The organism is Halochromatium roseum (assembly GCF_016653315.1).
Lineage (GTDB): Bacteria > Pseudomonadota > Gammaproteobacteria > Chromatiales > Chromatiaceae > Lamprobacter > Lamprobacter roseus.
The window spans coordinates 15,938-41,583 of sequence record NZ_NHSH01000066.1 but is presented as its reverse complement, the minus strand read 5'-3'; the positions used below and the strand labels follow the sequence as shown (position 1 = coordinate 41,583).

Below are 25,646 nucleotides of genomic sequence, written 5' to 3'. Positions count from 1 at the left end.
ACCCGTAACCCTTCAGACTCGGTCCCAGTCGCGAACCCGGACCCGTTGGATTCCCACATCGGCGCCAAACTCAACCAAGCGGCCGAACGGTTTAGCACCCTACTGCACACCAAGCCGGCATCCGATGTCTCCACTGACTCGGCCCAGATCATTGAGCGACCCCCTATCGACCGAAGGCCAGCAGCGACCAAACCAGCCCGCAGCAGTGATGACACTGACGCGGATATCCTGGGCGAAGGTGGCAAATCCAGCGGCCACGACGAGCCCCCAGGCCCGATCATCACCCCCTTAACCGGCCCCTTGATCGGTCGTCAGCCCACCGATGCGCGATCGACGCCTGTGTCTGCGAGCGATCGACCGATCCATGGTCCAGCCGATGCCAAGTCCGATCGCCTGTCCACCGACGGCCAACCGGTCCGACCGCCGAGTGCCTTCATCATCGGTGAGAGCGGCCCTGAACCGGCACAGCCGACAAGCGCCCCCCCGGGCCAACAACACACCAAGCCCAACGAGTCATCCTCATCCGGCAGCGACTTCCCGACGGGCGATCGCATTTTGCAAGGACTCGGCCAGCAGCGCGCCACGGTCGAAAACCCATCGGCACCCGAGACGAGCACGACGCAAACCAGCGACCAGGTCGAGCAGATCGAACGCCTCGGCGAGCGTTTGGCGCAGCGCATTCTAGTGACCGACCGCGGTGAAGTCGGCGACTCGGAGGTGCGCATCCAATTGCGCGAATCCGTCTTGCAGGGCGGCGAGATCCGGCTGCGCCAGGAACATGGCCAGCTCCTGGTCAGCATCCAGCTCCCCAGTACCGATCTCGCGCGCCAGTTGTCCGGCCAGGTCGACAGCCTGCAACAGGCCCTCGCCAACCGGCTGGAGACCCCGGTTCGGGTCGAGGTGCAGGTCATCGACGCGCTTAACGCCGGTCATGACGCCGGTCATGATTCCAACCCCGGCGATGGACGCTCGCGCAACCGGCGCGATCCCTGGGACGCCGATGAGGATCAAGGCGCGTGACGGATCCGACGCCGATCCGGCCGCTGGCGCTCGAACGTTTGACCCGCGCACAGTTGCGGCTGACGCAGTGCCTGGCCCGGTGGACGCCGCGACTGACGCTGGATCTGCCCGAGGGACCATTGACCTTGCGTCTCGCGCTGGAGCCGCGGGTTGCATGGCCCAACGCGGCGGGGCCGTTGATCCCATTGCGTGGCGAGGCCGGCGCCTTTTGGCTGGCACCGGCCGCGGAGGTCTGGCGCCAGTGGCTAGGGCACTGGATTGGCGATCTGGAACTCGACCAGCTTCCACCGACACTGGCTGCGGCGGCCCGTCAAGCCGCGCTGGCGCCGTTGCTTGATGCCCTGGACAACCTGCTGTCGACTCGGCTCGAAGCGGACGCCACCTCGGCCGTGACTGAGACTGCCCCGGACGCCGACCAGGTCCTCGCGCTCTGGCGCGCGGACGTCGAATCCGCCACCCCCATCGCGCGTCTGGGTCTGGATGTGGCGGCGAGCCTGCGGTTGGCCGCGCGCCTGGAACAGGAGCCCGAGTCGGCCAGCGAGTCCACAGCCGTCGCCGAGCGCTGGCCGGATCTGCCCATTGCCCTAACGCCCTGGCTCGGCGCCACGCGCCTGCGAAGGCAGGAATGGCGTGCACTCGAAACCGGCGATCTGTTGCTGCTGCCGCGCCAGGTCGACCCGACGGCCATCCCGCTGCACCTGAAACACCGCCGCCGCACACTGGCGACCGCCCATCTGGCCGATCAGCGCCTCATCATCGACTCCCTGGTACCCGCGACCATGTCCGAACCCTCCATGACCAACACCGAAGCAGACAGCGACGCCACCCCGGCCGTCATCGACCCCGATGATCTCGACATCCGCGTCGATTTCGAACTCAGTGGCCTGCACCTGCCGCTGCGCGAACTGCGCGCCGTCCAGCCCGGCTACTGCTTCGAGCTGACCGAACTCGATCGCCCGCGCATCCGGCTGGTGGTCGGCGGGCGGCTGATCGGACATGGGGAACTGGTGATGATCGAGGATCATCTCGGGGTGCGCGTCACGGAACTCTTTGGGACCCCGCCCGCGACATGAGCAGCGCGCTCGACCCGACCCTGCTGATCCTGATCCTGGTCGTTCTGGGGCTGGTGCCTTTCATCGCCGTGATCGCGACCTCCTTCGTCAAGATCGTGGTGGTGATGCTGCTGTTGCGCAATGCGCTCGGCATCCAGCAGATCCCGCCGACCATGACCCTGCAAGGACTGGCGATCATCCTGACGCTCTACATCATGGCCCCGGTCGGGATTGCGGCCTTCGACACCCTGACCCAGCACGACCTCGCCAATCTGCCCACTGACCAACTGACCTCGGTCTTGAGCGAGGCCGCCGAGCCGTTCCGCGACTTTCTCAGCCGCCATGCCGCGCCGCGTCATCAGGCCTTCTTCCTAGAGACGGCGCATCGGCTGTGGCCCCCCGAGGTGACGGAGAATCTGGACGCGCGCAACCTCATGGTCCTGATCCCGGCGTTCACGGTCAGCGAACTCAGCACGGCCTTCGAGGTCGGCTTTTTGATCTATCTGCCCTTTGTCGCCATCGACCTGATCATCTCCAACATCCTGCTGGCCATGGGCATGATGATGGTCTCGCCCATGACCATCTCGCTGCCGTTCAAGCTGCTGCTGTTCGTGATGGTCGACGGCTGGACGCGGCTGATTCAGGGGTTAGTGCTGAGTTACGCCTGACGCCTGAAACCAGACGCCGAGCGCCGGAGCCGGGAGAGAACCGAACATGTTGGATACGCAGGTCGTCGAGTTCGCCGCCAGGGCCTTGCTGCTGGTGTTCTACCTGTCGCTGCCGCCGATCCTGGCGGCGGCCATCGTTGGCACCCTGGTCAGTCTGTTGCAGGCCCTGACCCAGATCCAGGAGCAGACACTGTCGTTCGCGATCAAGCTGTTCGTGGTCATCGTCGTCATCTTCATGACCGCGCGCTGGCTCGGCGGCGAGCTGTTCAACTACACGCTCACTATCCTCGACAGCATTGCGACCCTGAAGGCGCACTGATGGCCGGCTTCGACGACTGGCGTCATCTCCTGATCGCGCTGGTGTTCAGCCTGCCGCGCATCCTGACCGCCTTCGCCCTGCTGCCGATGTTCACGCGCCAGGTGCTGCCGGGCATGACGCGCAACGGGGTGGCGGTCAGTCTGTCCCTGCTGATCCTGCCACTGACGCTGATCGAGGCGCCGAGCACGCCGCCCGGCTGGCTGGAGGGGCTGGCGCTGGTTGGCAAGGAGGTCTTCATCGGACTGATGATCGGCTTCGGCGTAGCGATTCCGTTCTGGATCGCCGACTCGGCCGGCTTTTTCATCGACAACCAGCGCGGCACCACCATGGCCAGCTCGATCGATCCCATGACCGGCGCGCAGACCTCGCCGCTCGGCGTGCTGTTCAAGCAGGTGCTGGCGGTGCTGTTCTTCGTCGGTGGCGGGATATTGGTGTTCCTCGGCGCGCTCTATGAGAGCTATCGGCTGTGGCCGGTGTTCTCCTTCTATCCGCGTCTGGAGCCCGCGGCCATTCCCTGGCTGCTGAGTCTGCTCGATCATTTCATGGCGCTGACGGTGCTGCTGGCCGCGCCGGTCATCATCGCCATGTTCCTGTCCGAGTTCGCGCTTGGGCTCATCAGCCGCTTCACGCCGCAGATGAACGTGTTCTCGCTGGCGATGCCGATCAAGAGCGCCATTGGCATGCTGATCTTGGTGATCTATCTGGCCCTGCTGTTCGCGTTCCTGCAAGACGAGCTGCTGGGGCTGAGCGCGCTTTTCAGGCGGCTTGACGCCCTGTTTCAATGAGCACCCGGTCATGAGTGGCGAAAGATGAGCGGCGAAAAGACCGAACAACCCACCCCCAAAAAACTCAGCGACGCGCGCAAGAAGGGCCAGGTCTCCTCAAGCAAGGACGTGGTCTCGGCGGCGCTGGTGGTGCTGATGTTTGCCCTGCTGTGGGGCGCGTCCGGGTTCTATTTGGACAAACTCCAAGAGCTGATCCTGCTGCCGACGCTCTTCATCGGCACGGACATGCCCTTCTATCTCGCGCTCGAACAGACCTTCGACGGTCTGATCGTGCTGTTTCTGCAGATGATCACTCCGCCGCTGGTGCTGGCGGTGGTGGTCGGAATCGCGGCCCATCTCGGACAGTTCGGCTTTCTGCTCGCCTTCGAGTCGCTCAAACCAGATCTCAACAAGTTCAATCCGGGCAAGGGGTTGAAGAAGATCTTCTCGATCAAGAATCTGGTCGAGCTACTCAAGTCGATCCTCAAGATCGCGCTGCTGACGATCCTCTTCTATCAGGTCATCAGTCACAATCTGGCCAATCTGCTCAAGCTGCCCCACTGCGGGGTGGGGTGCGTGTCGCCGCTGCTCGGCGCCCTGATGCTGGACCTGATGATCTATGCCAGCTTCGGCTTCATCCTGATCGCGGCGGCGGACTTCGCCTTTCAGCGTTTTCAGTTCACCAAGGAGATGCGCATGTCCAAACAGGAGGTCAAGCAGGAATACAAGGAGATGGAGGGCGATCCGCGCATCAAGGGCAAGCGCCGGCAGTTGCATCAGGAGCTGATGATGCAGAACACCGCCAGCGCCGTAAAACGCTCGAGCGTGGTCGTCACCAACCCGACGCGCATTGCCATCGCGCTCGAATACCGCGAGGGCGAGACGCCCTTGCCCATCGTGCGCGCCAAGGGCGAGCATCTGATGGCTCAGCGGATCATCGAGATCGCCCGCGCCGAGGGCATTCCGGTGATGGAGAACGTCCCGCTCGCCCGCGCCCTGCATGAGCAGTCACAGGTCGACCAGTACATCCCGAGCGACCTGATCGAGGCCGTGGCCGAGGTGCTGCGCTGGGTGGCGCAATTGGAGCCGCCGCGCTAACCCATCGCTTCCCAGTTGATCGCCAGCCTTTGGCATCGTACTCTAAATCTCATTGACTCCATATCCATGTTCGGGGTAGTGCTCTAGATCTGGAGCTACATCCTATTTGTGATTGTAAAAAGGTCGCGCGCGCACAAATCATTGTCGTGAGAAGAGCAAGATGAGGAGGCCGCCAACACGCCTGCTGGTCATCTGCAGCCTGATCACCTGGCTGCTCGCCTGTCCAACCACTGGACTCGCTCGCGACTATCGGCTCAACGTCGGCCAGTTGCCCCTCTATGCCGAAACCAAGGACCGCGGCATCCTCATCGATGTGATCAAGGCCATGGACGAGGAATACCAGGCAGGACGCCTGATCATCGAGGTCTATCCCTTCGAGCGCTCGATCCACAATGTCGCGCAGGGCTTGGCCGACCTGCACTTTCCCATCGTCGGCAGCGCCGACTGGGGCCCCGAAGATGGCCCCTACGAAGAGGAGCTGCGAGCACGCGGGCTGCGACGCTCGACCTGCAGTCTGACCAAGAGCCACTTCGCCCTCTATCGCCATCGTGACCGTCCACCACTGGATCTGACCCGGCTCGATGACTACCGCATCGAGACCGACGCCGGACACAGGGCCTTCTTCGAGTTCCCAATCCAAGGCACGACCTGCCTCCCCTGCAGCGTCAAGAAACTCAGCGCCAAGCGCATCGACGGTCTGGTATTCGCTTCACGGGAGATCGATCTGATGATCCGCGAGGCCGACCTGACCAACATCGCGCGGCAACACTTCCGGATCTTCGGCTCCAAGTTCATCCTGCCGGACACGGCCGAAGGCGCCAAGACCGATGCGATGCTATGTGAGGTCATCGGCCGCATGATCCGCAAGGGCAGCCTCGAGCGGGTTGCGCGTCCCTACAGCACCTACTTTTTGCGCGAGTATGGCGATCCGTATCTGCCCGATCTCGAGGATCTGTCATGCTTAGACTGACCCCAGCGAGCGACGACTCCGATGCTCTCCTTCTTCCTCTCGCGCCGCCGCTCTCCACTCGCGCTGCGCCTGCTGATCACGATCCTGGTGACCAGTTCGCTGATCACCTTACTGGCGGTCGCGCTCCAGCTCTACGTCGAGTATCGCGGCGACGTCGAACTCATCGAGCAACGCCTGAACCAGATCCAGGGCAGCTACAGCGATTCCGTCGCGCTCTGTGTCTGGAATTTCGACCGCAAACAGTTCAACAGCCAGCTCGAAGGCATCCTGCATTTTCCCGATATCGTCTATGCCGAGATTCGCGGCGAGGACGGCGAATTGATCGCGGCGCGCGGCACCCCTCAGGACAAGGGCTTCATCCGTAAGGAGATCACGCTGTCAACCACCGACTTTGGCCGCAGCGTCCAACCCGGCCGTCTGATCATCGTTGCCAGTCTGGAGCGGGTCTACAGCAATCTGTTCCTGCGCGGGATGATCATCCTGGTGACTCAGGGCATCAAGACCTTGATCGTCTCGGCCGTCATCCTCCTGGCCTTCCACTGGATGGTGACCCGACACCTGTACCAGATTGGCACCTACGCCAGACAGATCGATCTCGGCTCCAAGCAGCGATTACAGATACAGCGCGCGCCTGGCACCAACGATGAGCTGGATTTCATCATCCGCGCCATCAATGACATGCAGGACAACATCCAGCACAGCTACCGGACCATCGCCGAACTCAATCAAAGCCTCGAGCACAAGGTCGAGCAGCGCACACGGGCGCTGCAGGCGTCGACCGAGAAGTTCCGTTATCTGTTCCAGAATGCGTTTGAGTCGATCGGCATCTTCCATCAGGGTCACTGTGTCGATCTCAACACCGCGGGTCTTGAGCTGTTCGGCTTCGACTCGCTCGCGCAAGCGCAGGGCTTGCATGCACTTGACTTTATTGCCCCCGAATCGATAGCGATCGCGCGCGAGAAGATCGCCCATCAGGATTCCGAGCCTTATGAGGCGATCGGCAAAAAACGCGATGGCAGCCAGTTCCCGATGCTGGTCAAGGGCCAGAACGCCGTCATCGATGGCAAGCCGACGCGGATCACCTCCGCCATCGATCTCACCGAGATCAAGCGCAGTGAAGCCGCCCTGAGACAGGCCAATCAGGAGCTGGCGAGGATTGCGCATACCGACCCACTGACCGGGGCCTTCAATCGCCGTTACCTCGATGAGGCGGCAACCAGCCTCGTGGCCCTGGCCAAGCGCGAGGGCCGCGATATCGCCATCGCGATGATGGACATCGATGATTTCAAGCCGATCAACGATCGCTTCGGCCATGATGTGGGCGACCGGGTGATCGCCGCGCTCGTCGACTTGATCCGGCAACAGATCCGACAGAGCGACCTGATCGTGCGTTTCGGCGGCGAGGAGTTCGTCCTGATGCTCCCCAATACTGGGCTCGAGGAGGCCGAGCAGGTGGCCGAGAAGATCCGCCAGCAGGTCGCAACCAGCCAAGCGGCCGCCCCAGTCCAGTTTACCCTGAGCATCGGCCTCACCCTCGTCTCGAGCCTGGATCAGAGCATCAGCGACAGCATTGCGCGCGCTGACAAGGCGCTCTATCAGGCCAAGCGCGAGGGCAAGAATCGCGTCTGTCGCGCGCCGACGCCAGAGCCGCTCAGCCGCGCAGCACCGCACCGCTGCGAGCATCACGAATGACCGACGGGCGGGCACTGCCGCCGCAAGGGGCATTGAGCAGCAGATCCGGGCCCTTGGGTAAGCGGTGGCGGACCTCGAGCGCGGTGCGCGCCGGCGGCCGGGCGGCGATGTTGGCGCTGGTGGAGACCAGCGCACCGCCTCCATAGCCGGCCCAAGCCGCGCACAGAGCACGGGCGACCGGATGACCGGGGATGCGCACCGCGATGGTCTCATGCACCCCAGTAAGCCAGGTCGGCGTATCGGGTCGCGCCGGCAGCAGCCAGGTGTTCGGCCCCGGCCAGGAGGCCTCAATCTCCGCCATGCGCGCCGGCTCCAGCGGCAGGATGAAGGGCCATAAGGCGTCCAGATCGGCGGCGATCAGGATCAGGCCTTTGTGCTCAGGGCGACGCTTGATGGCGAGGATACGCCGCACCGCCGGAGCGTCGAGCGGATCGCAGCCAAGCCCGTAGACGGCCTCGGTCGGATAGGCAATCACATCGCCCGCGGCGATCGCCTGCGCCGCCAGGCGGAGGCCAACGTTTGAGGTCCCGATGCTTTTCATGCTGATGTGCCGCGACGACGCACGCATCAAGCGACCGGCTCGGACGCCGGCTTGCTGCGGGCGCTCGCCGCACCGGCATCCGGATCATCCGAGCCGCCATCGCCATCCTCGTCCACCGGGGCCGTGTAGCCACACTCCTTCTGCGGACAGACCTTCTGCGCACCCTTGGTCTTGGTAACCTTGAGCGTCAGCACCGGCCAGCCGCAATTTGGGCAGGGCTCGGCAAGCGGCTCGTTCCAGACCGCGTAGTCGCACTTTGGATAGGTCGAGCAGGAGTAGAAGATCTTACCGCGCCGGGACTTCTTCTTCTGTAATGTCCCGGCCTTGCATTTCGGGCATTCAACACCGGTATCCTCGGGCTTCTCGAGCGGCTCGATATAGCGACACTTGGGATAGCCGGTGCAACCGATGAACTTGCCGTAGCGACCGCGCTTAACCGCCAATGGCGACTCACATTCCGGGCAGGTCTTGCCCTCGACGATCTCGGGCTCATCGCTGGCCCCTTTCTCGGCGTTCAGATCGCGGGTGTAGTCGCACTCGGGATACTTGGAGCAGCCAATGAAGAAGCCATTGCGGCCGAGACGCTTGGCGAGCTGGCCACCGCACTTGGGGCATGCCTCGTCAATCGCCTCTTGGGTGACATCGCTGCGCTGGACATGCTCTTGGGTGTAATCGACCTGATCCTTGAACGGCCTCCAGAACTGCTTCAGCAACGGTACCCATTCTTCCTCACCCCGTGACACCGCATCCAGCTCGTCTTCGAGGCGCGCGGTGAAATCGTAGTCGACGTAAGAGGTGAAGTGCTCGGTCAGGAACTTGTTGACGATGCGCCCGACATCGGTCGGTGTGAAGCGCTTTTTGTCGAGCTCGACGTACTCGCGATCTTGCAGCGTCGAGATGATCGACGCATAGGTTGAAGGCCGACCGATGCCGAGTTCTTCCAGCATCTTCACCAGCGAGGCCTCGGAGTAGCGCGGCGGCGGCTCGGTAAAATGCTGCTCAGGGCGGATGGCGACCAGCTCGACCGTCTGGCCCTCCTTGAGATCCGGCAGCATCCGCTCCTCATCGTCATCGGCGCTGCTGACGTCGTCGCGGCCCTCGAGATAGACGCGCATGAAGCCAGGCTCGGCGATGGTCGAGCCGGTCGCGCGGAAGCGGTTACCGTCGCCACAGCCGAGATCGATCGAGACCAGATTCAGCAATGCATGCGCCATCTGGCAGGCGACGGTGCGCTTCCAGATCAGCTCGTAGAGTCGTGCCTGATCATTAGTCAGATGCGCCTTGATCTGCTCCGGCTGATAGCCAACCGAGGTGGGCCGAATCGCCTCATGCGCCTCTTGCGCGTTCTTCGACTTGGTCTTGAATAGCCGCGCCTGTGGTGGCAGGTGGTCGGCACCATAGCGCTCGGCAATGAACTCACGCAGCTCGCCCAGCGCGTCCTGCGACAGATTGACCGAGTCGGTGCGCATGTAAGTGATCAGGCCCACGGCACCGCTGCCGATATCGATGCCTTCATAGAGCTGTTGGGCGGTGCGCATGGTGCGCTGCGTGGTGAAGCCCAGCTTGCGCGCCGCCTCCTGCTGCAGGGTCGAAGTAATGAAGGGCGGCGCCGGATTGCGCTTGCGCTGCTTGCGCTCGACCTTGTCGACCGTCAACTTGCCATTGGCCGCAGCAATCAGGGTCTGCTCGACCTCGCGGGCGCGTTGCTCATCGGTGATGCTGAACTGCTCGACCTTCTCGCCCGCGTATTCGGCGAGCTTGGCGCTGAAGGTCTTGCCCTGATCAGCGGCATCCGCCTCGACAGTCCAGTACTCACGGGTCTGAAAGGCCTCGATCTCTTGCTCGCGCTCAACGATCAGGCGCAACGCTGGGCTCTGTACACGCCCAGCCGAGAGTCCCCGGCGAACCTTCTTCCACAGCAGTGGCGAGAGATTGAAGCCGACCAGATAATCCAACGCCCGGCGCGCCTGCTGGGCGTTGACCAGGTGATAAGAGAGCTCGCGCGGATTGGCAACGGCATCATTAACCGCACGCTTGGTGATCTCGTTGAAGACGACACGATAGACCGGACGCTGCCCGATCTGACGCCGCTTACGCAGTAGCTCGTACAGATGCCAGGAGATCGCCTCACCCTCGCGATCAGGGTCCGTTGCGAGATAAAGGGCATCGGCGGTCTTGAGCTTCTTTGAGATCGCCTGGACGTGCTTTTCGTTGCGCTCGATGATCTGGTACTTCATCTCGAAGCCGTGCTCGGTATCGACCGCGCCTTCTTTGGGCACCAGATCACGGACGTGGCCATAGGAGGCCACGACATCGAACTCCGGTCCCAAGTACTTTTTGATGGTCTTCGCCTTGGCCGGCGACTCGACGACGACGAGGTTCATAGTCTTGCCAGTGCGCTCAAATGGAGCGCTAGGAGATACGATCGACGACCGTTACGTCAAGGCCGACATCACAAAGAGAGCGCGCACTGGTCGAGCTGCAGCAATCGAGAAGCCGCTTCGGCAGCCCAGCACCAACAACCGTTTGGCCATGAGCTGCGCTAGTGCAGATAAGCGGGCTCATCGCCATAGATCAGCTCTTCCATCTGAGTGAACGCATCCTCTTGCCCAGGGCGATTCATCAGCACCAGCAGTACCACCCACTTGAGTTCATCGGTCGACACGAAGGCCTGCTCAATGGCCAGGGCGCGATCGATCACCAGCTCACGACTGAGCGGATCGAGAATGCCGTTCTGCTCCAAGAAGAGCAGCAGACCGCGAGCGTCGAGATCGAGCTTGGTCGCCTCCGCATCGGTGTAGATGCGCATGGCGCCGAGGTCACGCGGCCGGTAATCGCTGAGTTCCATGCGCCGGGCCAGATCATCGAGCCAGGTCAGCGCCTGCGCGACCTCGTTGCTGGTGAAGCCGGCGCGGGTCAGCTCATCCTCGAGCTCACCGTGATCCTCCGGCGGCATCGCCTCGCCGCTCATATAATTTTCGAACAGGTAGATCAAGACATCGACCATGTTGTCGTACATTCAGAATCCTCGGATGTCGTGACAAGCCTCGGCACCGCTTGGCAGTCATCTATCGACGACACCTCCACTAGCCGAGATGACGGCAGTACCGTCCGCCTGCGAGGCATGATACATGGCCCTGCAGCTCGAGGAGCAATAACATCGACGACACCTCTTGCGCCGACAGCCCGGTGCGAGAAACCAGCTCATCCGTGGCCACCGGGTCTGCACCCATCGCCTCGAGCAGGCGCTGATAGTCGGGGTCGAGCCCGTTCTTGCCGGCCACAGCGTCTGTTTGAGTGCCTGTTTCAGCACCTGTTTCAGCACCTGTTTCAGCGCCTGTTTGCGACGACGCAGCAATCACTGATCGACCCGTTTGCGGCGTCCTAGCCTGGGTGGCGGCTCGCGCCGTTACGGCCTCTGATGCAGGCATGGCTAAGTAGCTCAACAATTGTGGCGCCAGCTCTTCGAGCAGCTGATCAGCACTGTCGATTAATTTGGCACCTTCACGGATGAGCTGATGACAGCCTCGCGCCAGCGGATTGTGGATCGATCCAGGAATCGCGAACACCTCTCGCCCTTGCTCTGCCGCATAGCGGGCGGTGATCAGTGAGCCGCTGCGTGGCGCAGCCTCGGTCACCAAGGTGCCCAGACTCAAACCACTGATGGTCCGGTTACGACGCGGGAAATGACTGGATTGCGGCCCAACGCCAGGAGGAAATTCGGTGACCAGGGCACCCTCGACGCTGATCCGACGCGCCAGCTCCCGATGCACGGCTGGGTAGACTCGGTCTGGGCCTGTCCCAAGCACCGCGATGGTGCGTCCGCTCTCGAGCGCGCCTACATGCGCGGCGGCATCGACGCCCAAGGCCATACCGCTGGTGATGACCAGACCGAGCCCGGCCAGATGCGCGGCAAAGGCGCGCGTAGTCTGCACGCCCCCGGGCGTCGGATTGCGGCTGCCGACAATGGCGAGCTGCGGCTCCTGCAGCAACGCCAGATCGCCACGCACGAAGAGTAACGGCGGTGGTGACGAGATCGCGCTGAGGCGTGATGGATAGCGCGGATCGGAGAGGGTCAGAATCGTCGCCTGAGCATGCTCAGACCAGCGCAGCGCGGCAGCAATCGCGACCTGGTCTGGCGCGCGGATGACCGCGAGCATCGGCTCGCCGAGTCCGAGCGAGCGCAGCGCAGAGGTCGGCGCCGAACAGGCGGCCTGAGCACTGCCAAAGGCCGCAAGCAGCTTGGCGATGCGTTGTGAACCGAGCCGCGGTGCCTGCAGCAGTGTCAGCCAAGCAATCAGCTCCGCTTCGTCAATATCAGTCATAGCGTCAACGCCCGTCCGGCGACGCAATCATCTCGCCGACGTGCATCGCCTGATTCGCCCGCATCACCAGGGCGAAGCTGACGCGCGGAAAGACCCGAAACACCATCAGGATGCCGGAGCGCGAGTCAGGGACGATGTAGGTCTCTGACAATCGCTCAGCCTTGCGATGCAAAGGCAGCGGCGCGTTGGGGTCTGGTCGATCTCGCTCCCAGCCGGTTATCTGCCATTCACCCAGCCAAAATGAGCTGTCCAGCGGGCTCTCGTTGCGCCAATTCCACTCATTGCGATGGCTGACCACCTGATCGCGAGCCTCTGTGCCGCCGCGATAGACACCGAACACCTGCCCAACCTCGACGCCATCACGCGAACCGCGATCGAGCACGACGACGTCGAACTGACCGATCTGCGAGACACCATCCATCACCGAGATGATATGACCTTCCAGCCCCGCTGGTGCTGGTCGTGGTAAGAAGCTGCGAATCGCCATCTCGTCTCGCGCTGGACGCACACGGTCGCCCAGCTGCACTTGCATCGTCGAGCGAGTGATCAGGAGTGTCGCAGGATCACCGGTGCGCTCTAATTCGGCCTCCGCGACATAGATCGCCTCATAACCGAGGAGTTCGTTGGTCACGAAATCGCGCAGTGCCTCGCCCGGGCGCAGGATCTCGAAGCCGGCATTGCTCGCCGCCATGATCCGCCGCACGAAGATCTGATCACCGGTACCCACGATGATGCGCTCGCGCGGAAAGCCGACCACATAGGGGGCGTCATCGAGTTCACGCGAGTCGGTCACCCAAGGGCGCGACAAGAAGGGCGCGACGGTACCGATCGGGATGGTTGGAATCGCGGCATCCAGCTCGCTCACCCTGACCCGCGGCGAGAGCTTGACCACGCGCATGCCGTTGGCCGCGGCGCGCACGCGCGGCGCGCTGGCGTCGCTCATATCGAGCACGAGCCGCTCGCCGGGAAAGATGCGGTTCGGATCAGAGACCTCTGGATTGCCCTGCCAGACCTCCGGCCAACGCCAAGGATCGCGCAGGAACCGACCTGCGATCCCCCATAGGGTGTCCCCCGCACGCACCCTGTAAACATCCGGTGCATTAGGCTGTAGTGCAACTTGCGCCGTCAGCAGTCCGGGCCAAGCGACGAGGCCGATGAGGCTAACCAAAACGAGATAGCAAGTGCGGCCTCGGTAGGATTCAAGCATGACCATCGAGCCCATCTGACCTCCGGACGGCATTCCCAGCCGCAAACCAACGAATAACCATTGCGCGAACGGCAACGGTCTGTGCCGAGCGCAGACTGGCAAGCCGAACGGGCCTCTTGCACAATAGGGTATCATCGCAACGTTATTGAGACGTTTTTTGCTCGGCTTCGCTCAACGTTTGACCAGCCGAACCGACCCAGAACCACTATGGCTTTACTCGATATCTTGACCTTCCCCGACGCCCGTCTGCGTCGCACCGCCAAACCTGTCGCACAGGTCGATGACAGCACGCGCCAATTGGTCGACGACATGCTCGAGACCATGTACGCCGCACCCGGCATCGGTCTCGCCGCGATCCAGGTCAACGTACCTCAGCGCGTGATCGTAATCGATGTGTCCGATGACCACTCGCAGCCATTGTGCCTGATCAACCCTGAGCTGATCGAGCGCGAGGGTGACGAGGAGATGGACGAGGGCTGTCTCTCAGTGCCTGGCTTCTTCGAGACCGTCAAGCGCGCCGAGCGCGTGCGTGTGCGCGCGCTCGACCGCGACGGCGAGCCTTTCGAACTCGAGACTGGCGGTCTGCTCGCGGTCTGCATCCAGCACGAGATCGACCACCTTGACGGTCGCTTGTTCGTCGATCATATCTCCTCGCTGAAGCGTCAACGGATCCGCAAGAAGCTCGAGAAAGAGCAGCGCACGCCGCAGGCCAGCACCGCGACTCAGCGAAAAGTCATCTGATGACGATCAGTTCCCAGCTCGAGCAAGGACTCAGCGTGACGTCCCACGACCCACGACGGAGTCACTGATGTCCCGCCCACGCATCCTCTTCGCCGGCACTCCCAGCTTCGCGGTGCCGGCGCTAAGCGCCCTGATCGCGGCTGGCTGGCCCGTCGTCGCCGTCTACACGCAGCCCGATCGCCCGGCTGGACGCGGCCGAAAGATCAAGCCAGGCCCGGTAAAGCAGACCGCGCTCGACGCCAACATCCCCGTCTTCCAGCCGCCCACACTGAAGCCTCCAGAAGCACTCGAGCAGCTCGAGACGCTGGCCCCGGAACTGATCGTAGTCGCCGCCTATGGGCTGATCCTTCCGCCCGCGGTACTCGACTGCCCGAGGCTAGGCTGCATCAACATTCATGCCTCGTTGTTGCCGCACTGGCGCGGCGCGGCGCCGATCCAGCGCGCCATCGCTGCAGGCGACGAGCACACCGGCATCAGCCTGATGCAGATGGAGCAAGGACTCGACACCGGGCCGGTGTATGCCAGGCAACGCACTCGCATCGGTCCACGGGAGACCGGCGGGAGCCTGCACGATCGACTCGCGGCCATTGGCGCCAAGCTCCTGGTCGACAGCCTACCAGCGATCTGTGAGGGCAGCCTGACGCCGGAGCCGCAAGACCCTAAGCGAGCGACCTATGCGAGCAAGCTCGAGAAGCGGGAATCGATCATCGACTGGCAGCGCTCGGCGATCGAGATCGACCGCCAGATACGCGCATTCGATCCCTGGCCGATCGCACAAACCCGATACAACGATGAGACCTTACGCATCTGGGAGGCCTGCCCGCTCGACGACGCCAGCGGCAACCATGCCAGTGAAGCCCGACCCGGCACCGTGCTGAGCAGTGGCGCTGCAGGTATTGATGTCGCAACCGGCAATGGCAAGCTGCGTCTCCAGCGCCTGCAAGCCCCAGGCAAGCGGCCGATCAGCGCTGCCGATTTTGCGCACGCCCGGCAGGTCGATGGGACCGTCTTTGTCTAAACCCAAGAGAGCCTCTGAGCGGACAGCGTCTGAGCGCACAGCGCCTAGACGGACGGCGTCTGAGCAAACCGGTGCAGCAGTTCGCGCGGAGGCAGCCAGGCTGTTGCATGCGGTCCGCGCTGACGGCCGCTCGTTGACCGATGCGCTCGCCGCCAGCACCCCACCAGCAGACGCAAGAGACCAAGCCCTGCTCAGCGAACTTGCGTTCGGCGCCGTCCGGCTCCTGCCGCGGCTGGAGGCGATCACCGATCAGCTCCTCCAGCGAGCGCTGAAACCGAACGATCGCATCCTCGGCTCGCTGCTGATGATCGGTCTGTACCAGCTCATCGCGTTGCGCATCCCGGATCATGCAGCAGTCTCGGCAACGGTTGCCGCCACACGACTGTTAGAGCGCCCGCGCGCGGTCGGGCTCATCAATGCCAGCCTGCGGCGCTTCCAGCGCGAGCGCGCGAAACTGCTGGCGCAGACAGAGCGTCAGGAGTCGGCACGCTGGCTGATGCCAACCTGGCTGTTGCACCGCCTGCGCACCGCCTGGCCCGAGCACTGGCAAGCCCTGGTCACCGCCAGTAATGGCAGAGCGCCCATGTTCCTGCGCATCAACCGCCAGCGCATCAGCACAGACGACTATGCCGCACAGCTTGCGGCGGCGGGCATCGAAGCCGAGCCCCTAGCCGATCAGCCGCAAGCCCTGCGGCTGCTGCAGCCGGTTCCAGCAGACCGCCTGCCCGGCTTTGGTGACGGCTTGGTCTCAGTGCAAGATGCTGGCGCACAATGGGCCGCACCACTGCTCGCGCCACAGCCGGGTGAACGCATCCTCGACGCCTGCGCGGCGCCAGGCGGCAAGACCGCGCACCTGATCGAACAGGCACAAGGCCAGATCGCGCTGACCGCAATCGACGTCAGCGGCGAGCGGATGCAGTCGGTTCATACCAATCTCAGTCGCCTTGGCTTGCAAGCACGGATGATGGTCGGCGATGCAACCCAGCCTGCGCCAGCCTGGGCCGACGGCCCCTATCAACGCATCTTGCTCGACGCGCCTTGCTCGGCGACCGGCGTGATGCGCCGACATCCTGATATCAAGCGCCTGCGCCTCGACCAAGACATCGCAGCGCTCGCGCAGGTCCAGGCCAGGATGTTAAAGGCGCTCTGGACCTTGCTGGCGCCTGGCGGACGGCTGCTCTACCTGACCTGCTCGTTGCTGCCGGACGAGAACGAAGCGCAGATCGCTGCATTCTTGGCTCACCACCAGGATGCAAGCGAGCTGCCGCTGCCAGTAACCCTTGGCATTGCGCGCACCCACGGCCGTCAGCTATTGCCAACAGAGGCCGGTCCCGACGGCTTCTACTTCGCACTCTTGCTCAAGCGATGACCTTGGTCCAACCTCCCCGCTGGCTCAATAAGACCCTCAGCTGGGTGCAGATCAGGGTGACCTTGGCCCTTGCGTTGACCTTAGCCCTGAGCCAGGCCGCGCTCGCAACAGACGATTTCAGCGTCATTGATGCCAACACCCGCAGCGTCGACGGCAGCATCCTGCTCTCAGCCGAGATCGACTATGGCTTTAGTGAGCGGGCACTAGAGGCGCTCGAAAACGGTGTTCCGCTCACGATCCTGGTCCACCTTCAGGTCCGCGAGCAGGGTGCCTGGATCTGGGACGAAAGCCTGGTCGATCAGCGCCTTCACTATCGCATCCGCTACAAGCCGCTGTCCGAGCGCTACCTTGTCTCGCGTCTTCCCGGCGAAGAAGGCGGGCGCACCTTCGTCACCCGACAGGCCGCCATCGCCGCCCTCGGCGACCTTGATGACCTCTATCTGATCAGTGAGAAGCGGCTCGATCCACGGCAAACCTACGAGGTGCACCTGCGGGCCTCGCTCGACATCGAGGAGCTACCGCTGCCACTGCGTCCAATGGCCTATCTGCGCTCCGGCTGGAAGCAAAGCACTGGCTGGACCAAGTGGCCGCTGAAAAACTGGCCACTGCAACCTTGAGCATGCTGAAACGACAGCTCCTGCAGCCCGGTGCCATTGCCGTCGGGCTGCTCCTGGTCATCCTGATGGTGGCGCTCCACCTGATGACCAACGCGGTACAGAACTCCGAGGCGCTGAGCCGTGTGTTCGTCCCATTGCTGGTCTTGGTGCTGCTCGGCCTGCTCGCACTCGCGCTGCTGGTCAGTATCAACTCGGTGCGTCTGGTACGGGCGTTGCGTCGTCAGGCCGCGGGCTCGCGTCTCGCCGCGCGGCTGCTGGCCATGTTCGCGCTGATCTCGTTGTTGCCGGTGGGTGTGGTCTATTACTACTCGCTGACCTTCCTGATGCGGGGCATCGATAGCTGGTTCGATGTCGAGATCGATACCGCGATGGAAGACGCCTTGACCCTCAACCAGGCATCACTCGACCTCAATCAGCGCATCCTCATGAAATACAGCGCGCAGCTGCTCAGTGGCATCCAGGACCGCTCCGCAACCGCACTGACACTGACCCTAGGCACCCTGCGGCGCCAGGCAGGCGCGCTAGAGCTAACCCTCTTCGATCGCAGTGGCCAAGTCCTGGCAACGGCGAGCGACGATCCCTTGCAGCTGGTGCCAAACCAGCCAGAGCGCGAGGTCATGCAACATGTGCGCGGTGGCATCAACCATGTGAGTCTGGAGCCTGGCCCCAGCGGCGAGCTGGTGGTACGAGTGCTGGTCCGCGATCCCAACGCGCGCCCCCTACTGCTGCAAGCCATCTTCCCGACCTCGGCGCGCATCACTGAACTCGCCTCGCGTCTCGAGGGCGCCTACAATCGCTATACAGAGCTATCATTCCTGCGCCAATCGCTCAAGTTCAGCTTCTCGATCACGCTCTCGCTGGTGCTGGTGTTCAGTTTCATGGCGGCCTTGCTGATCGCATTCCGGACCGCCCGGGCGCTCTCTGACCCGATCGCTGACATCGCCCACGGCACCCGTGCGATTGCCGACGGCGACTATGAGCAGCAACTCCCGCTGCCACGCCATGACGACGAGCTCGCCTTCTTAGTCGCCTCCTTCAACGCCATGACGCGGCGGATTGCCCAGGCACGCGATGAGGCCGAGCAGAGCCAGCAGGCAGTCGAGTCGCAACGGGCTTATCTCGAGACCCTGCTAAGCCGGCTCTCATCAGGGGTCATCGCCTTCGATGAACACAACACGCTGCGCACCAGTAATGCTGCGGCGCGCCAGATACTGGCGATCGATCTCGACGACAACACACCGATGCCACTGGCCGCCTTGGCGACGCAGTATCCACGCCTCGCGCACTGGTGCGAGATCGTCGGCCGCCGGATCGGCAGCGGCCGCGACTGGCGCGAGGAGATCACCCTGTTCGGCGCCGATGGCCGCCAGGTGCTGATGTGCCGAGGCAGTCCACTCCCGGTGACCCTGTCCGGCAGTGCCGAAGACGCCGAGCCAAATGCCGATCATGTGCTGGTCTTCGACGACATCACGACCTTGATCCGCGCGCAGCGCGACGCAGCCTGGGGCGAGGTCGCGCGTCGACTCGCACACGAGATCAAGAACCCACTCACACCCATTCAACTCTCGGCTGAGCGCTTGCGACACAAGCTGTTGCGCAAACTCCCAGAGGCGGATGCGAAGGTGGTTGACCGCGCGACACACACCATCGTGCAGCAGGTCGAGGCGATGAAGGCAATGGTCAACGACTTCGCCAGCTACGCGCGCACCCCCGAGATGCAACAGGAGCCGTTCCTCCTAGATGCGCTCGTGAACGAGGTGCTGGAGCTTTATCGAGCGGGACCGGTCAGTATCAGTAAACAGCTCGAGGCCGGCGACGCGATGCTGCGCGGCGATTCGAAACGGCTGCGCCAGGTCATGCACAATCTGGTCAAGAATGCGATCGAAGCACTTGAGGAGCGGGAAAATCCTCGTATCCTGGTTGCCACGCGCCGAGTCGACGAAGAAGACACGCCGTCTGTCGAACTGCGGGTCGAAGACAACGGCAATGGTATCGACCCGGACTTCATCGGGCGCTTGTTCGACCCCTATGTCACCTCAAAGGCCAAGGGCACTGGACTCGGACTTTCTATCGTGAAGAAGATAATCGAGGAGCACGGCGGTATCATTCGGGCGGACAATGTTGAGTCCGGCGCCCGGTTCACCGCACGATTGCCGATCAGCACCGCCCCCCGAACGCCCAGCATGCCGCAAGCAGGAACATCATGAGCGCAATCCACATCCTGGTCGTCGATGACGAGCCGGACATCCGCGAAACCGTTCAGGACATCCTTGAAGACGAAGGCTATGAGGTCGCAGGTGCCGAGAATGGCGAAGCCGCTCGGCACGCGCTGCGCGACCGACGCCCCGATCTGATGCTACTCGATATCTGGATGCCAGATCTCGACGGCATCACGTTGCTGAAAGAGTGGTCCGAGAACCAGGGCCTACCCTGCCCGGTGATCATGATGTCTGGCCATGGCAACGTCGAAACCGCGGTCGAGGCAACCCGGCTCGGGGCCTACGACTTCCTCGAGAAGCCACTCTCGATGGCCAAGCTGCTGCTGACGGTTGAGCGCGCACTCGAGGCCGATAAGCTGGTGCGCGAGAACGTTGGCCTGCGGCGGCGGCCAGCGCTGGTGCTTGAGCCTGCCGGGCGTTCGGCGGCAATGCAGCGGTTACGCGAGCAGGTCAAGCGCATCGCCCAGCACGACACCTGGGTACTGATCACCGGCGAGGCCGGTACCGGGCGCGAGACCTTTGCCCATTATTTACATACCCAGAGCGCGCGCAAAGAGCGCCCATTCGTCGACCTCGGCGTGTCCGCGATCGCACGTGGCAATGCCGCTCGCGAGCTGTTCGGCAGCGAGGAGAACAACCAGGTGCACTATGGCAGCCTCGAGCAGGCGGCTGGCGGTACCCTGCTCCTCGATGAGGTCGCCGACATGGACCTTGAGGCCCAAGGCCAGCTGCTCGGGGCACTGGATACGGGATCATTCCTGCGCGTCGGCGGCAGCGAGCCGGTTTCCATCGATGTCCGTATCGTCGCCGCGACCCAGCGCGACCTGAAAGAAGAAGTGCGCGCCGGCCACTTCCGCGAAGACCTGTTCTATCACCTCAACGTGGTGCCGCTGCATATCCCGCCGCTGCGCGAACATGCCGAAGACATCCCCGATCTGCTCAGCTACTACGTTGACTACTTCGCCACCCACGAGAAGCTGCCCTATCGGCGCTTCAGCGTTGGCGCGCAGAACTTCCTGCGCAACTACGGCTGGCCGGGCAATGTGCGTGAGCTGAAAAACCTGGTGCAACGGGTGCTGATCCTCGGCGCCGGCGACGAGATCACCCAAAACGAGGTTGAGACCGCGCTCGGCTCCAGCCCACCGGCGCCGAGTCAACCGCTCGAGGGCCTGGTCTCGTTCGATCAGCCGCTTCGACAAGCGCGCGAGCAGTTCGAGAAGGCCTATCTCGAATACCAACTCGGCAAGCATACCGGCAACGTCAGCAAGATGGCGAAGGAGGCCGGCATGGAACGCACGCATCTCTATCGCAAGCTCCGCTCGCTCGGCATCGAGATCAAGGAGCGCAGGTGACCAATATCGCCTCAAGCATCGCCCTTGGATCACCAGCGATCCGCGTCTAGCCGCTAACGAACATGGCGCGTCGCCACCCCGGACGATGAAGCGCCTGTTTCACGGTAACCAATCGCCATGAAGATCATCATCCTCGGCGCGGGCCAGGTGGGCACCTCGGTGGCTGCAAACCTGGTTAACGAGGCCAACGACATTACCGTGGTCGATACCGACGCAAGGCGCCTGCGCGAGCTTGCCGACCGCTTTGACCTGCGCACACTCCAGGGCCATGGCGCGCAACCCGACGTGCTGCTGCGCGCGGGCGGCGAGGATGCCGAGATGATCATCGCGGTGACGAACAGCGATGAGACCAATATGGTCGCCTGTCAGGTCGCCTTCACGCTGTTTCATACGCCGACCAAAATCGCTCGGGTGCGCGCTCAGGGCTTCCTCGATCACCGTGAAGCGCTGTTCGGCGGAGACGCCTTCCACGTCGACGTCACCATCAGCCCTGAGCAACTGGTGACCGACTATACCCTGCGTCTGATCCAGACCCCAGGCGCCTTACAGGTGACCGATTTCGCCAATGGTCGGGTGCGGCTGGTCGCGGTGCGCGCCTACTACGGTGGCCCACTGGTGGGCCATGAACTGCGCGCGCTCTACGATCACATGCCGCATATCGATGCACGGGTAGCGGCGATCTACCGCCAGGATCGCGCCATTCAACCCGAGGGCGATACCGTCATCGAGGCCGATGACGAGGTCTTCTTCGTCGCCGCGCCCAAGCACATCCGCTCGGTGATGGGCGAGCTGCGGCGACTCGATAAGCCCTACAAGCGGCTGATCTTCGCCGGCGGTGGCAACATCGGCACCCGCCTCGCTCGGGTCACCGAACATGACTACCGGGTCAAGGTGATCGAGAACGATCTCGAGCGCTGCAAGCAGATCGCCGAGTCGCTGGAGCGCACCATCGTACTGCACGGCGACGCCGCCGATGAGGAGCTGCTGCTGGAGGAGAACATCGAGGACACCGATGTGTTCTGCGCGGTGACCAATGACGACGAGGCCAACATCCTCTCGGCGATGCTTGCGAAGCGTCTTGGCGCGCGCAAGGCGATGGCGCTGATCAACCGCTCGGCCTATGTCGACCTGGTGCAGAGTGGCCCGATCGATGTCGCCATTTCACCGCAGCAGGCCACCATCGGCACCCTGCTCAAGCATGTCCGTCGCGGTGATGTGGTGATGGTGCATTCGCTGCGCCGCGGCGCCGCCGAGGCGATCGAGGCCATCGCCCATGGTGACAAGAGCTCATCGAAGGTGGTCGGACGGGCGATCGAGGCGATCAACCTGCCCAAGGGTGCCAGCATCGGCGCCATCGTGCGCGGTGATCAGGTGCTGATCGCCCATCACGATACGGTGATCGAATCCGACGACCATGTGATCCTGTTCTTGCAAGACCGACTGCGCGTGCCCGAGGTCGAAAAGCTGTTTCAGGTCGGCGTCACCTTCTTCTAGCGGTGTGTGGCGAGCGCCCAAGCAGGCTCGGCTGAAACCGACAACCTCTTTGCGGACCGGTTCGCGTCTCGCGAGCGCCCACGCAGACAGGGCTCAAACCGCATGGCCCGTTGATTTAAGGTCCAAGGAGACGTAACCCACATGCACTGGCGAGCCATCGTGCGCCTGTTCGGTATCTTGTTGCTGCTCTACAGCATCAGCTTCCTACCCTCGATCCTGATCTCACTCTGGTACGCCGACCAACAGTGGCCCGCCTTTGCGCTGTCCCTGGCACTGACCGCGAGCACGGGCCTGGTGCTCTGGCTGCCGAACCTGCGCGAGCGCGAGCAGCTCTCGGTGCGCGATGGCTTCTTGATCGTTACCCTGTTCTGGGCGCTGCTCGGCATGCTTGGCGCGCTGCCATTCATGCTCGGCCTGAATTGGGACATCACCGATGCGGTGTTCGAGTCCATCTCAGGGTTCACCACCACCGGGGCGACGGTGATCGAGGGCATCGACCGCTTGCCGCCGTCGATCCTTTACCACCGTCAGCAGATCCAATGGCTCGGCGGCATGGGCGTGATCGTGCTCGCGGTGGCGATCCTGCCGCTGCTCGGTGTCGGTGGCATGCAGCTCTATCGGGCCGAGACCTCCGGCGTTGCCAAGCACGAAAAGCCAACGCCGCGCATCGCCGAGACCGCGCGCGTGCTTTGGACCCTCTACTTCGCGCTCACCGCGGTCTGTGCATTGAGCTACTGGCTGGCCGGCATGAGCGGCTTTGATGCGATCGGCCATGCCTTCACCACAGTGGCGACCGGCGGTTTCTCGACCCACGACGCCAGCCTCGGCTACTTCGACAGTGTCGCGATCGAGTGGATTGCGATCATCTTCATGGTCGCTGGCGGGATCAACTTTGCCGTCCACTTCCTGGCTTGGCATAAACGCGATCTCGGTGCCTATCTGCGCGACACCGAAGTCTTGGCTTACCTGCTAATCTTTGTTGGCGGTGCGCTGTTGATCAGTCTCAGCCTGTTCATGACCACCGCCTATGCGACGCTCGGCGAGGCATGGCGCCATGGCTCCTTTCAAGTCGCCTCGATCCTCACCAGCACCGGGTTCGGCACCGCCACCTTCGGTCTTTGGCCATTGCATATCCCGCTGCTCTTGGTGGTACTGTCTTTCACCGGCGGCTGTGGTGGCTCCACCGCCGGCGGCATCAAGGTGTTGCGCGTACTGATCCTGGCCAAGCTCGGTATTCGCCAGCTCAAGCAGCTGGCGCATCCACATGCGCTGATCAACGTGAAGGTCGGCCATCGCCCAATCATGGAGGACGTGCTGTTCTCGATTTGGGGCTTCTATGTACTCTATGTGTTGGTTTGCCTGGCATTGACCATCGCCATGATGGCTGCGGGACTCGATCTGGAATCGGCCTTCGGCGCCGTGGTCGCGACCGTCAACCTGCTCGGCCCTGGCCTCGGTGAGGTCGCTGCCACCTTTGCCAGCGTCGATGATGTGGTCAAATGGCTCGGCGTCTTCGGCATGTTGGCCGGACGCTTGGAGATCTTTACCCTGTTGATCCTGTTCCTTCCCGCGTATTGGCGCCATTGAGGCTCATCGCCTCAGCACCGCTGTGCCCGAATTGTCACCGATGCGCTATAGACCTGATCCTCCATGCTGAAACGCTTGCTGACTGTGCAAAAGGTCCTGGGCCTCCTGCTGATCCTGTTTAGCTTCTCGATGCTGGCTCCGGCAGCGGTCGCGCTCATCTACCGTGACGGCGCCTTGCTGCCCTTTCTCTACGCATTTGCGCTGATCCTGGGGATTGGCATGTTGAACTGGCTGCTCGCCTTCCGCGCCAGCCATGAGCTGCGGGTGCGTGATGGTTTTTTGGTAGTGGTGCTATTCTGGGTGGTGCTCGGGTTCTCGGGAGCCATCCCGTTCTGGCTCTCGCCTGAGCCCAAGCTGTCGCTGACGGACTCGGTATTTGAGTCGATCTCTGGGTTGACGACAACCGGAGCCACCGTGATCCTAGGCATCGATAATCTGCCACACTCGATGCTCTGGTATCGGCAACAGCTGCAATGGCTCGGCGGCATGGGGATCATCGTGCTCGCCGTGGCGGTCCTACCGATGTTGGGAATCGGCGGCATGCAGCTCTACCGCGCCGAGATGCCCGGGCCAATGAAGGAGACCAAGCTCACGCCGCGCATCACCGAAACTGCGAAGGCGCTCTGGTATATCTACCTTGGGCTCACCATCGCCTGTGCGCTCGCCTATTGGCTAGCCGGGATGGATGGTTTCGACGCCATCGGCCATGCTTTCTCGACCGTCGCCATCGGCGGTTTCTCAACCCATGACGATAGCATGGGCTACTTCGATAGCACCTTGATCGAGATGATCGCAGTGGTCTTCATGCTGCTCGCCGGTATCAATTTCGCGCTGCACTTTGTCGCCTTTCGGCGCCGCTCGCTCACAGCCTACAGCCAAGATAGCGAACTGCGGTTCTATCTATTGCTGATGATCGTTGTGACCACGATCGTCACCCTTGCGCTGTTCTATACCGACACTTACATCGACTGGGAAGACTCCTTCACCCAAGCGTTATTCCAGACCGTCTCGATCGGCACCACCACCGGGTTTACAACCGACGCCTTCTACTACTGGCCGCCGTTCATCGAGATCCTGCTGATCTTCCTCGCCTTCGTCGGCGGTTGCGCAGGCTCCACCGGCGGCGGCATTAAGGTGATTCGATTCCTATTGCTGATCAAGCAAGGGCTGCGCGAGATCGGCCGCCTGATCCATCCGAACGCGCAGATGCCGGTGCGGGTCGGCGGCAAGGTCATCAACCATCGCGTGGTAGATGCGGTCTGGGGTTTCTTCTCACTCTATGTCGCGACCTTCACGCTGATGTATCTGGCACTGGCTGCCACCGGGCTGGATCTGCTGACTGCCTTCTCGGCCGTGGCCGCCTGTATGAACAATCTCGGCCCGGGGCTCGGCACTGTCGGTGCCCATTATTCCGACATGCATGACGCTGGAATTTGGATACTGTGCATGGCGATGCTGCTCGGTCGCCTCGAGATTTTTACCCTACTGGTACTCTTCAGCCCGGCCTTCTGGCAGCGCTGAGCCATGTCAATCGAATAGATAGACTGAGCTGCCTATGACCAGCCGCCGAACAGTTGGCGGGAGTGGTTGCCT

22 protein-coding genes are annotated in these 25,646 nt (G+C 62.8%); 17 read left to right on the top strand and 5 right to left on the bottom strand.

Annotation, left to right across the window (positions count from 1 at the left end; all coding sequences use genetic code 11):
• The first annotated feature begins 45 nt into the window (after positions 1-45).
• The 8 genes from CCR96_RS18075 (at position 46) to CCR96_RS18040 (ending at position 7,583) form a co-directional block, all read left to right on the top strand.
• Positions 46-1,020, top strand: a complete 975-nt coding sequence (locus CCR96_RS18075; RefSeq protein WP_201221915.1) for a hypothetical protein — start codon at positions 46-48, stop codon at positions 1,018-1,020.
• Positions 1,017-2,093, top strand: coding sequence for a type III secretion system cytoplasmic ring protein SctQ (gene sctQ / locus CCR96_RS18070; protein ID WP_201221913.1), 1,077 nt, complete (start codon positions 1,017-1,019; stop codon positions 2,091-2,093). Before CCR96_RS18075 ends, sctQ begins: the two co-directional genes overlap by 4 nt.
• Positions 2,090-2,740 (top strand): type III secretion system export apparatus subunit SctR, encoded by a 651-nt coding sequence (gene sctR, locus CCR96_RS18065; RefSeq protein WP_201221911.1) that lies wholly within the window; start codon positions 2,090-2,092, stop codon positions 2,738-2,740. Before sctQ ends, sctR begins: the two co-directional genes overlap by 4 nt.
• Positions 2,741-2,786: 46 nt before the next feature.
• The gene (gene sctS / locus CCR96_RS18060) at positions 2,787-3,059 is read left to right on the top strand and encodes a type III secretion system export apparatus subunit SctS (protein WP_201221909.1); all 273 of its coding nucleotides are present in this window, start codon (positions 2,787-2,789) and stop codon (positions 3,057-3,059) included.
• Positions 3,059-3,844 carry a type III secretion system export apparatus subunit SctT gene (gene sctT, locus CCR96_RS18055; RefSeq protein WP_201221907.1) on the top strand — a complete coding sequence of 262 codons (786 nt, stop codon included), beginning with the start codon at positions 3,059-3,061 and terminating at the stop codon, positions 3,842-3,844. Before sctS ends, sctT begins: the two co-directional genes overlap by 1 nt.
• Positions 3,845-3,868: 24 nt before the next feature.
• Positions 3,869-4,921 carry a type III secretion system export apparatus subunit SctU gene (sctU, locus tag CCR96_RS18050; protein WP_201221905.1) on the top strand — a complete coding sequence of 351 codons (1,053 nt, stop codon included), beginning with the start codon at positions 3,869-3,871 and terminating at the stop codon, positions 4,919-4,921.
• A gap of 160 nt (positions 4,922-5,081) precedes the next feature.
• Entirely contained in the window at positions 5,082-5,891 is an 810-nt protein-coding gene (locus tag CCR96_RS18045) for a hypothetical protein (protein ID WP_201221903.1), read from the top strand.
• Positions 5,892-5,912: 21 nt separating this feature from the next.
• Complete coding sequence (locus CCR96_RS18040; RefSeq protein WP_201221901.1) at positions 5,913-7,583, top strand: sensor domain-containing diguanylate cyclase; 1,671 nt, start codon at positions 5,913-5,915, stop codon at positions 7,581-7,583.
• On the opposite strand, the gene tsaC is transcribed toward CCR96_RS18040, so the two are convergent.
• The 5 genes from tsaC to CCR96_RS18015 form a co-directional block, all read right to left on the bottom strand.
• Positions 7,543-8,124 carry an L-threonylcarbamoyladenylate synthase type 1 TsaC gene (gene tsaC, locus CCR96_RS18035; RefSeq protein WP_201221899.1) on the bottom strand — a complete coding sequence of 194 codons (582 nt, stop codon included), beginning with the start codon at positions 8,122-8,124 and terminating at the stop codon, positions 7,543-7,545. The two genes, CCR96_RS18040 and tsaC, sit on opposite strands and share 41 nt — an antisense overlap.
• A gap of 26 nt (positions 8,125-8,150) precedes the next feature.
• Positions 8,151-10,508, bottom strand: coding sequence for a type I DNA topoisomerase (gene topA, locus CCR96_RS18030; RefSeq protein ID WP_201221897.1), 2,358 nt, complete (start codon positions 10,506-10,508; stop codon positions 8,151-8,153).
• Positions 10,509-10,666: 158 nt separating this feature from the next.
• Positions 10,667-11,143, bottom strand: coding sequence for a Smg family protein (locus CCR96_RS18025; RefSeq protein WP_201221895.1), 477 nt, complete (start codon positions 11,141-11,143; stop codon positions 10,667-10,669).
• A 67-nt stretch (positions 11,144-11,210) separates the two neighbouring features.
• On the bottom strand, positions 11,211-12,449 hold the full coding sequence (dprA, locus tag CCR96_RS18020; RefSeq protein WP_201221893.1) for a DNA-processing protein DprA: 1,239 nt from the start codon (positions 12,447-12,449) through the stop codon (positions 11,211-11,213).
• A gap of 4 nt (positions 12,450-12,453) precedes the next feature.
• Complete coding sequence (locus CCR96_RS18015; RefSeq protein ID WP_201221891.1) at positions 12,454-13,656, bottom strand: LysM peptidoglycan-binding domain-containing protein; 1,203 nt, start codon at positions 13,654-13,656, stop codon at positions 12,454-12,456.
• A gap of 207 nt (positions 13,657-13,863) precedes the next feature.
• Here CCR96_RS18015 and def point away from each other — a divergent pair, with 207 nt between their 5' ends.
• The 9 genes from def to CCR96_RS17970 all read left to right on the top strand — a co-directional run bounded on the left by def (position 13,864) and on the right by CCR96_RS17970 (position 25,574).
• Entirely contained in the window at positions 13,864-14,397 is a 534-nt protein-coding gene (def, locus tag CCR96_RS18010) for a peptide deformylase (RefSeq protein ID WP_201221889.1), read from the top strand.
• A gap of 67 nt (positions 14,398-14,464) precedes the next feature.
• On the top strand, positions 14,465-15,415 hold the full coding sequence (gene fmt / locus CCR96_RS18005) for a methionyl-tRNA formyltransferase (RefSeq protein WP_201221887.1): 951 nt from the start codon (positions 14,465-14,467) through the stop codon (positions 15,413-15,415).
• The gene (gene rsmB / locus CCR96_RS18000) at positions 15,396-16,784 is read left to right on the top strand and encodes a 16S rRNA (cytosine(967)-C(5))-methyltransferase RsmB (protein ID WP_201221885.1); all 1,389 of its coding nucleotides are present in this window, start codon (positions 15,396-15,398) and stop codon (positions 16,782-16,784) included. The genes fmt and rsmB overlap by 20 nt, the downstream gene beginning before the upstream one ends.
• Positions 16,785-16,786: 2 nt before the next feature.
• Entirely contained in the window at positions 16,787-17,401 is a 615-nt protein-coding gene (locus CCR96_RS17995) for a DUF4390 domain-containing protein (RefSeq protein WP_242519187.1), read from the top strand.
• 2 nt (positions 17,402-17,403) lie between these two features.
• Positions 17,404-19,608 carry a sensor histidine kinase gene (locus tag CCR96_RS17990; protein WP_201221881.1) on the top strand — a complete coding sequence of 735 codons (2,205 nt, stop codon included), beginning with the start codon at positions 17,404-17,406 and terminating at the stop codon, positions 19,606-19,608.
• Positions 19,605-20,972 (top strand): sigma-54-dependent transcriptional regulator, encoded by a 1,368-nt coding sequence (locus CCR96_RS17985; RefSeq protein WP_201221879.1) that lies wholly within the window; start codon positions 19,605-19,607, stop codon positions 20,970-20,972. Before CCR96_RS17990 ends, CCR96_RS17985 begins: the two co-directional genes overlap by 4 nt.
• Before the next feature lie 117 nt (positions 20,973-21,089).
• Positions 21,090-22,466, top strand: a complete 1,377-nt coding sequence (trkA, locus tag CCR96_RS17980) for a Trk system potassium transporter TrkA (protein ID WP_201221877.1) — start codon at positions 21,090-21,092, stop codon at positions 22,464-22,466.
• A 141-nt stretch (positions 22,467-22,607) separates the two neighbouring features.
• Entirely contained in the window at positions 22,608-24,053 is a 1,446-nt protein-coding gene (locus CCR96_RS17975) for a TrkH family potassium uptake protein (protein WP_201221875.1), read from the top strand.
• A gap of 63 nt (positions 24,054-24,116) precedes the next feature.
• A complete protein-coding gene (locus tag CCR96_RS17970; protein WP_201221873.1) occupies positions 24,117-25,574 on the top strand; it encodes a TrkH family potassium uptake protein in 1,458 nt (485 codons plus the stop codon).
• Positions 25,575-25,646 lie beyond the last annotated feature (72 nt).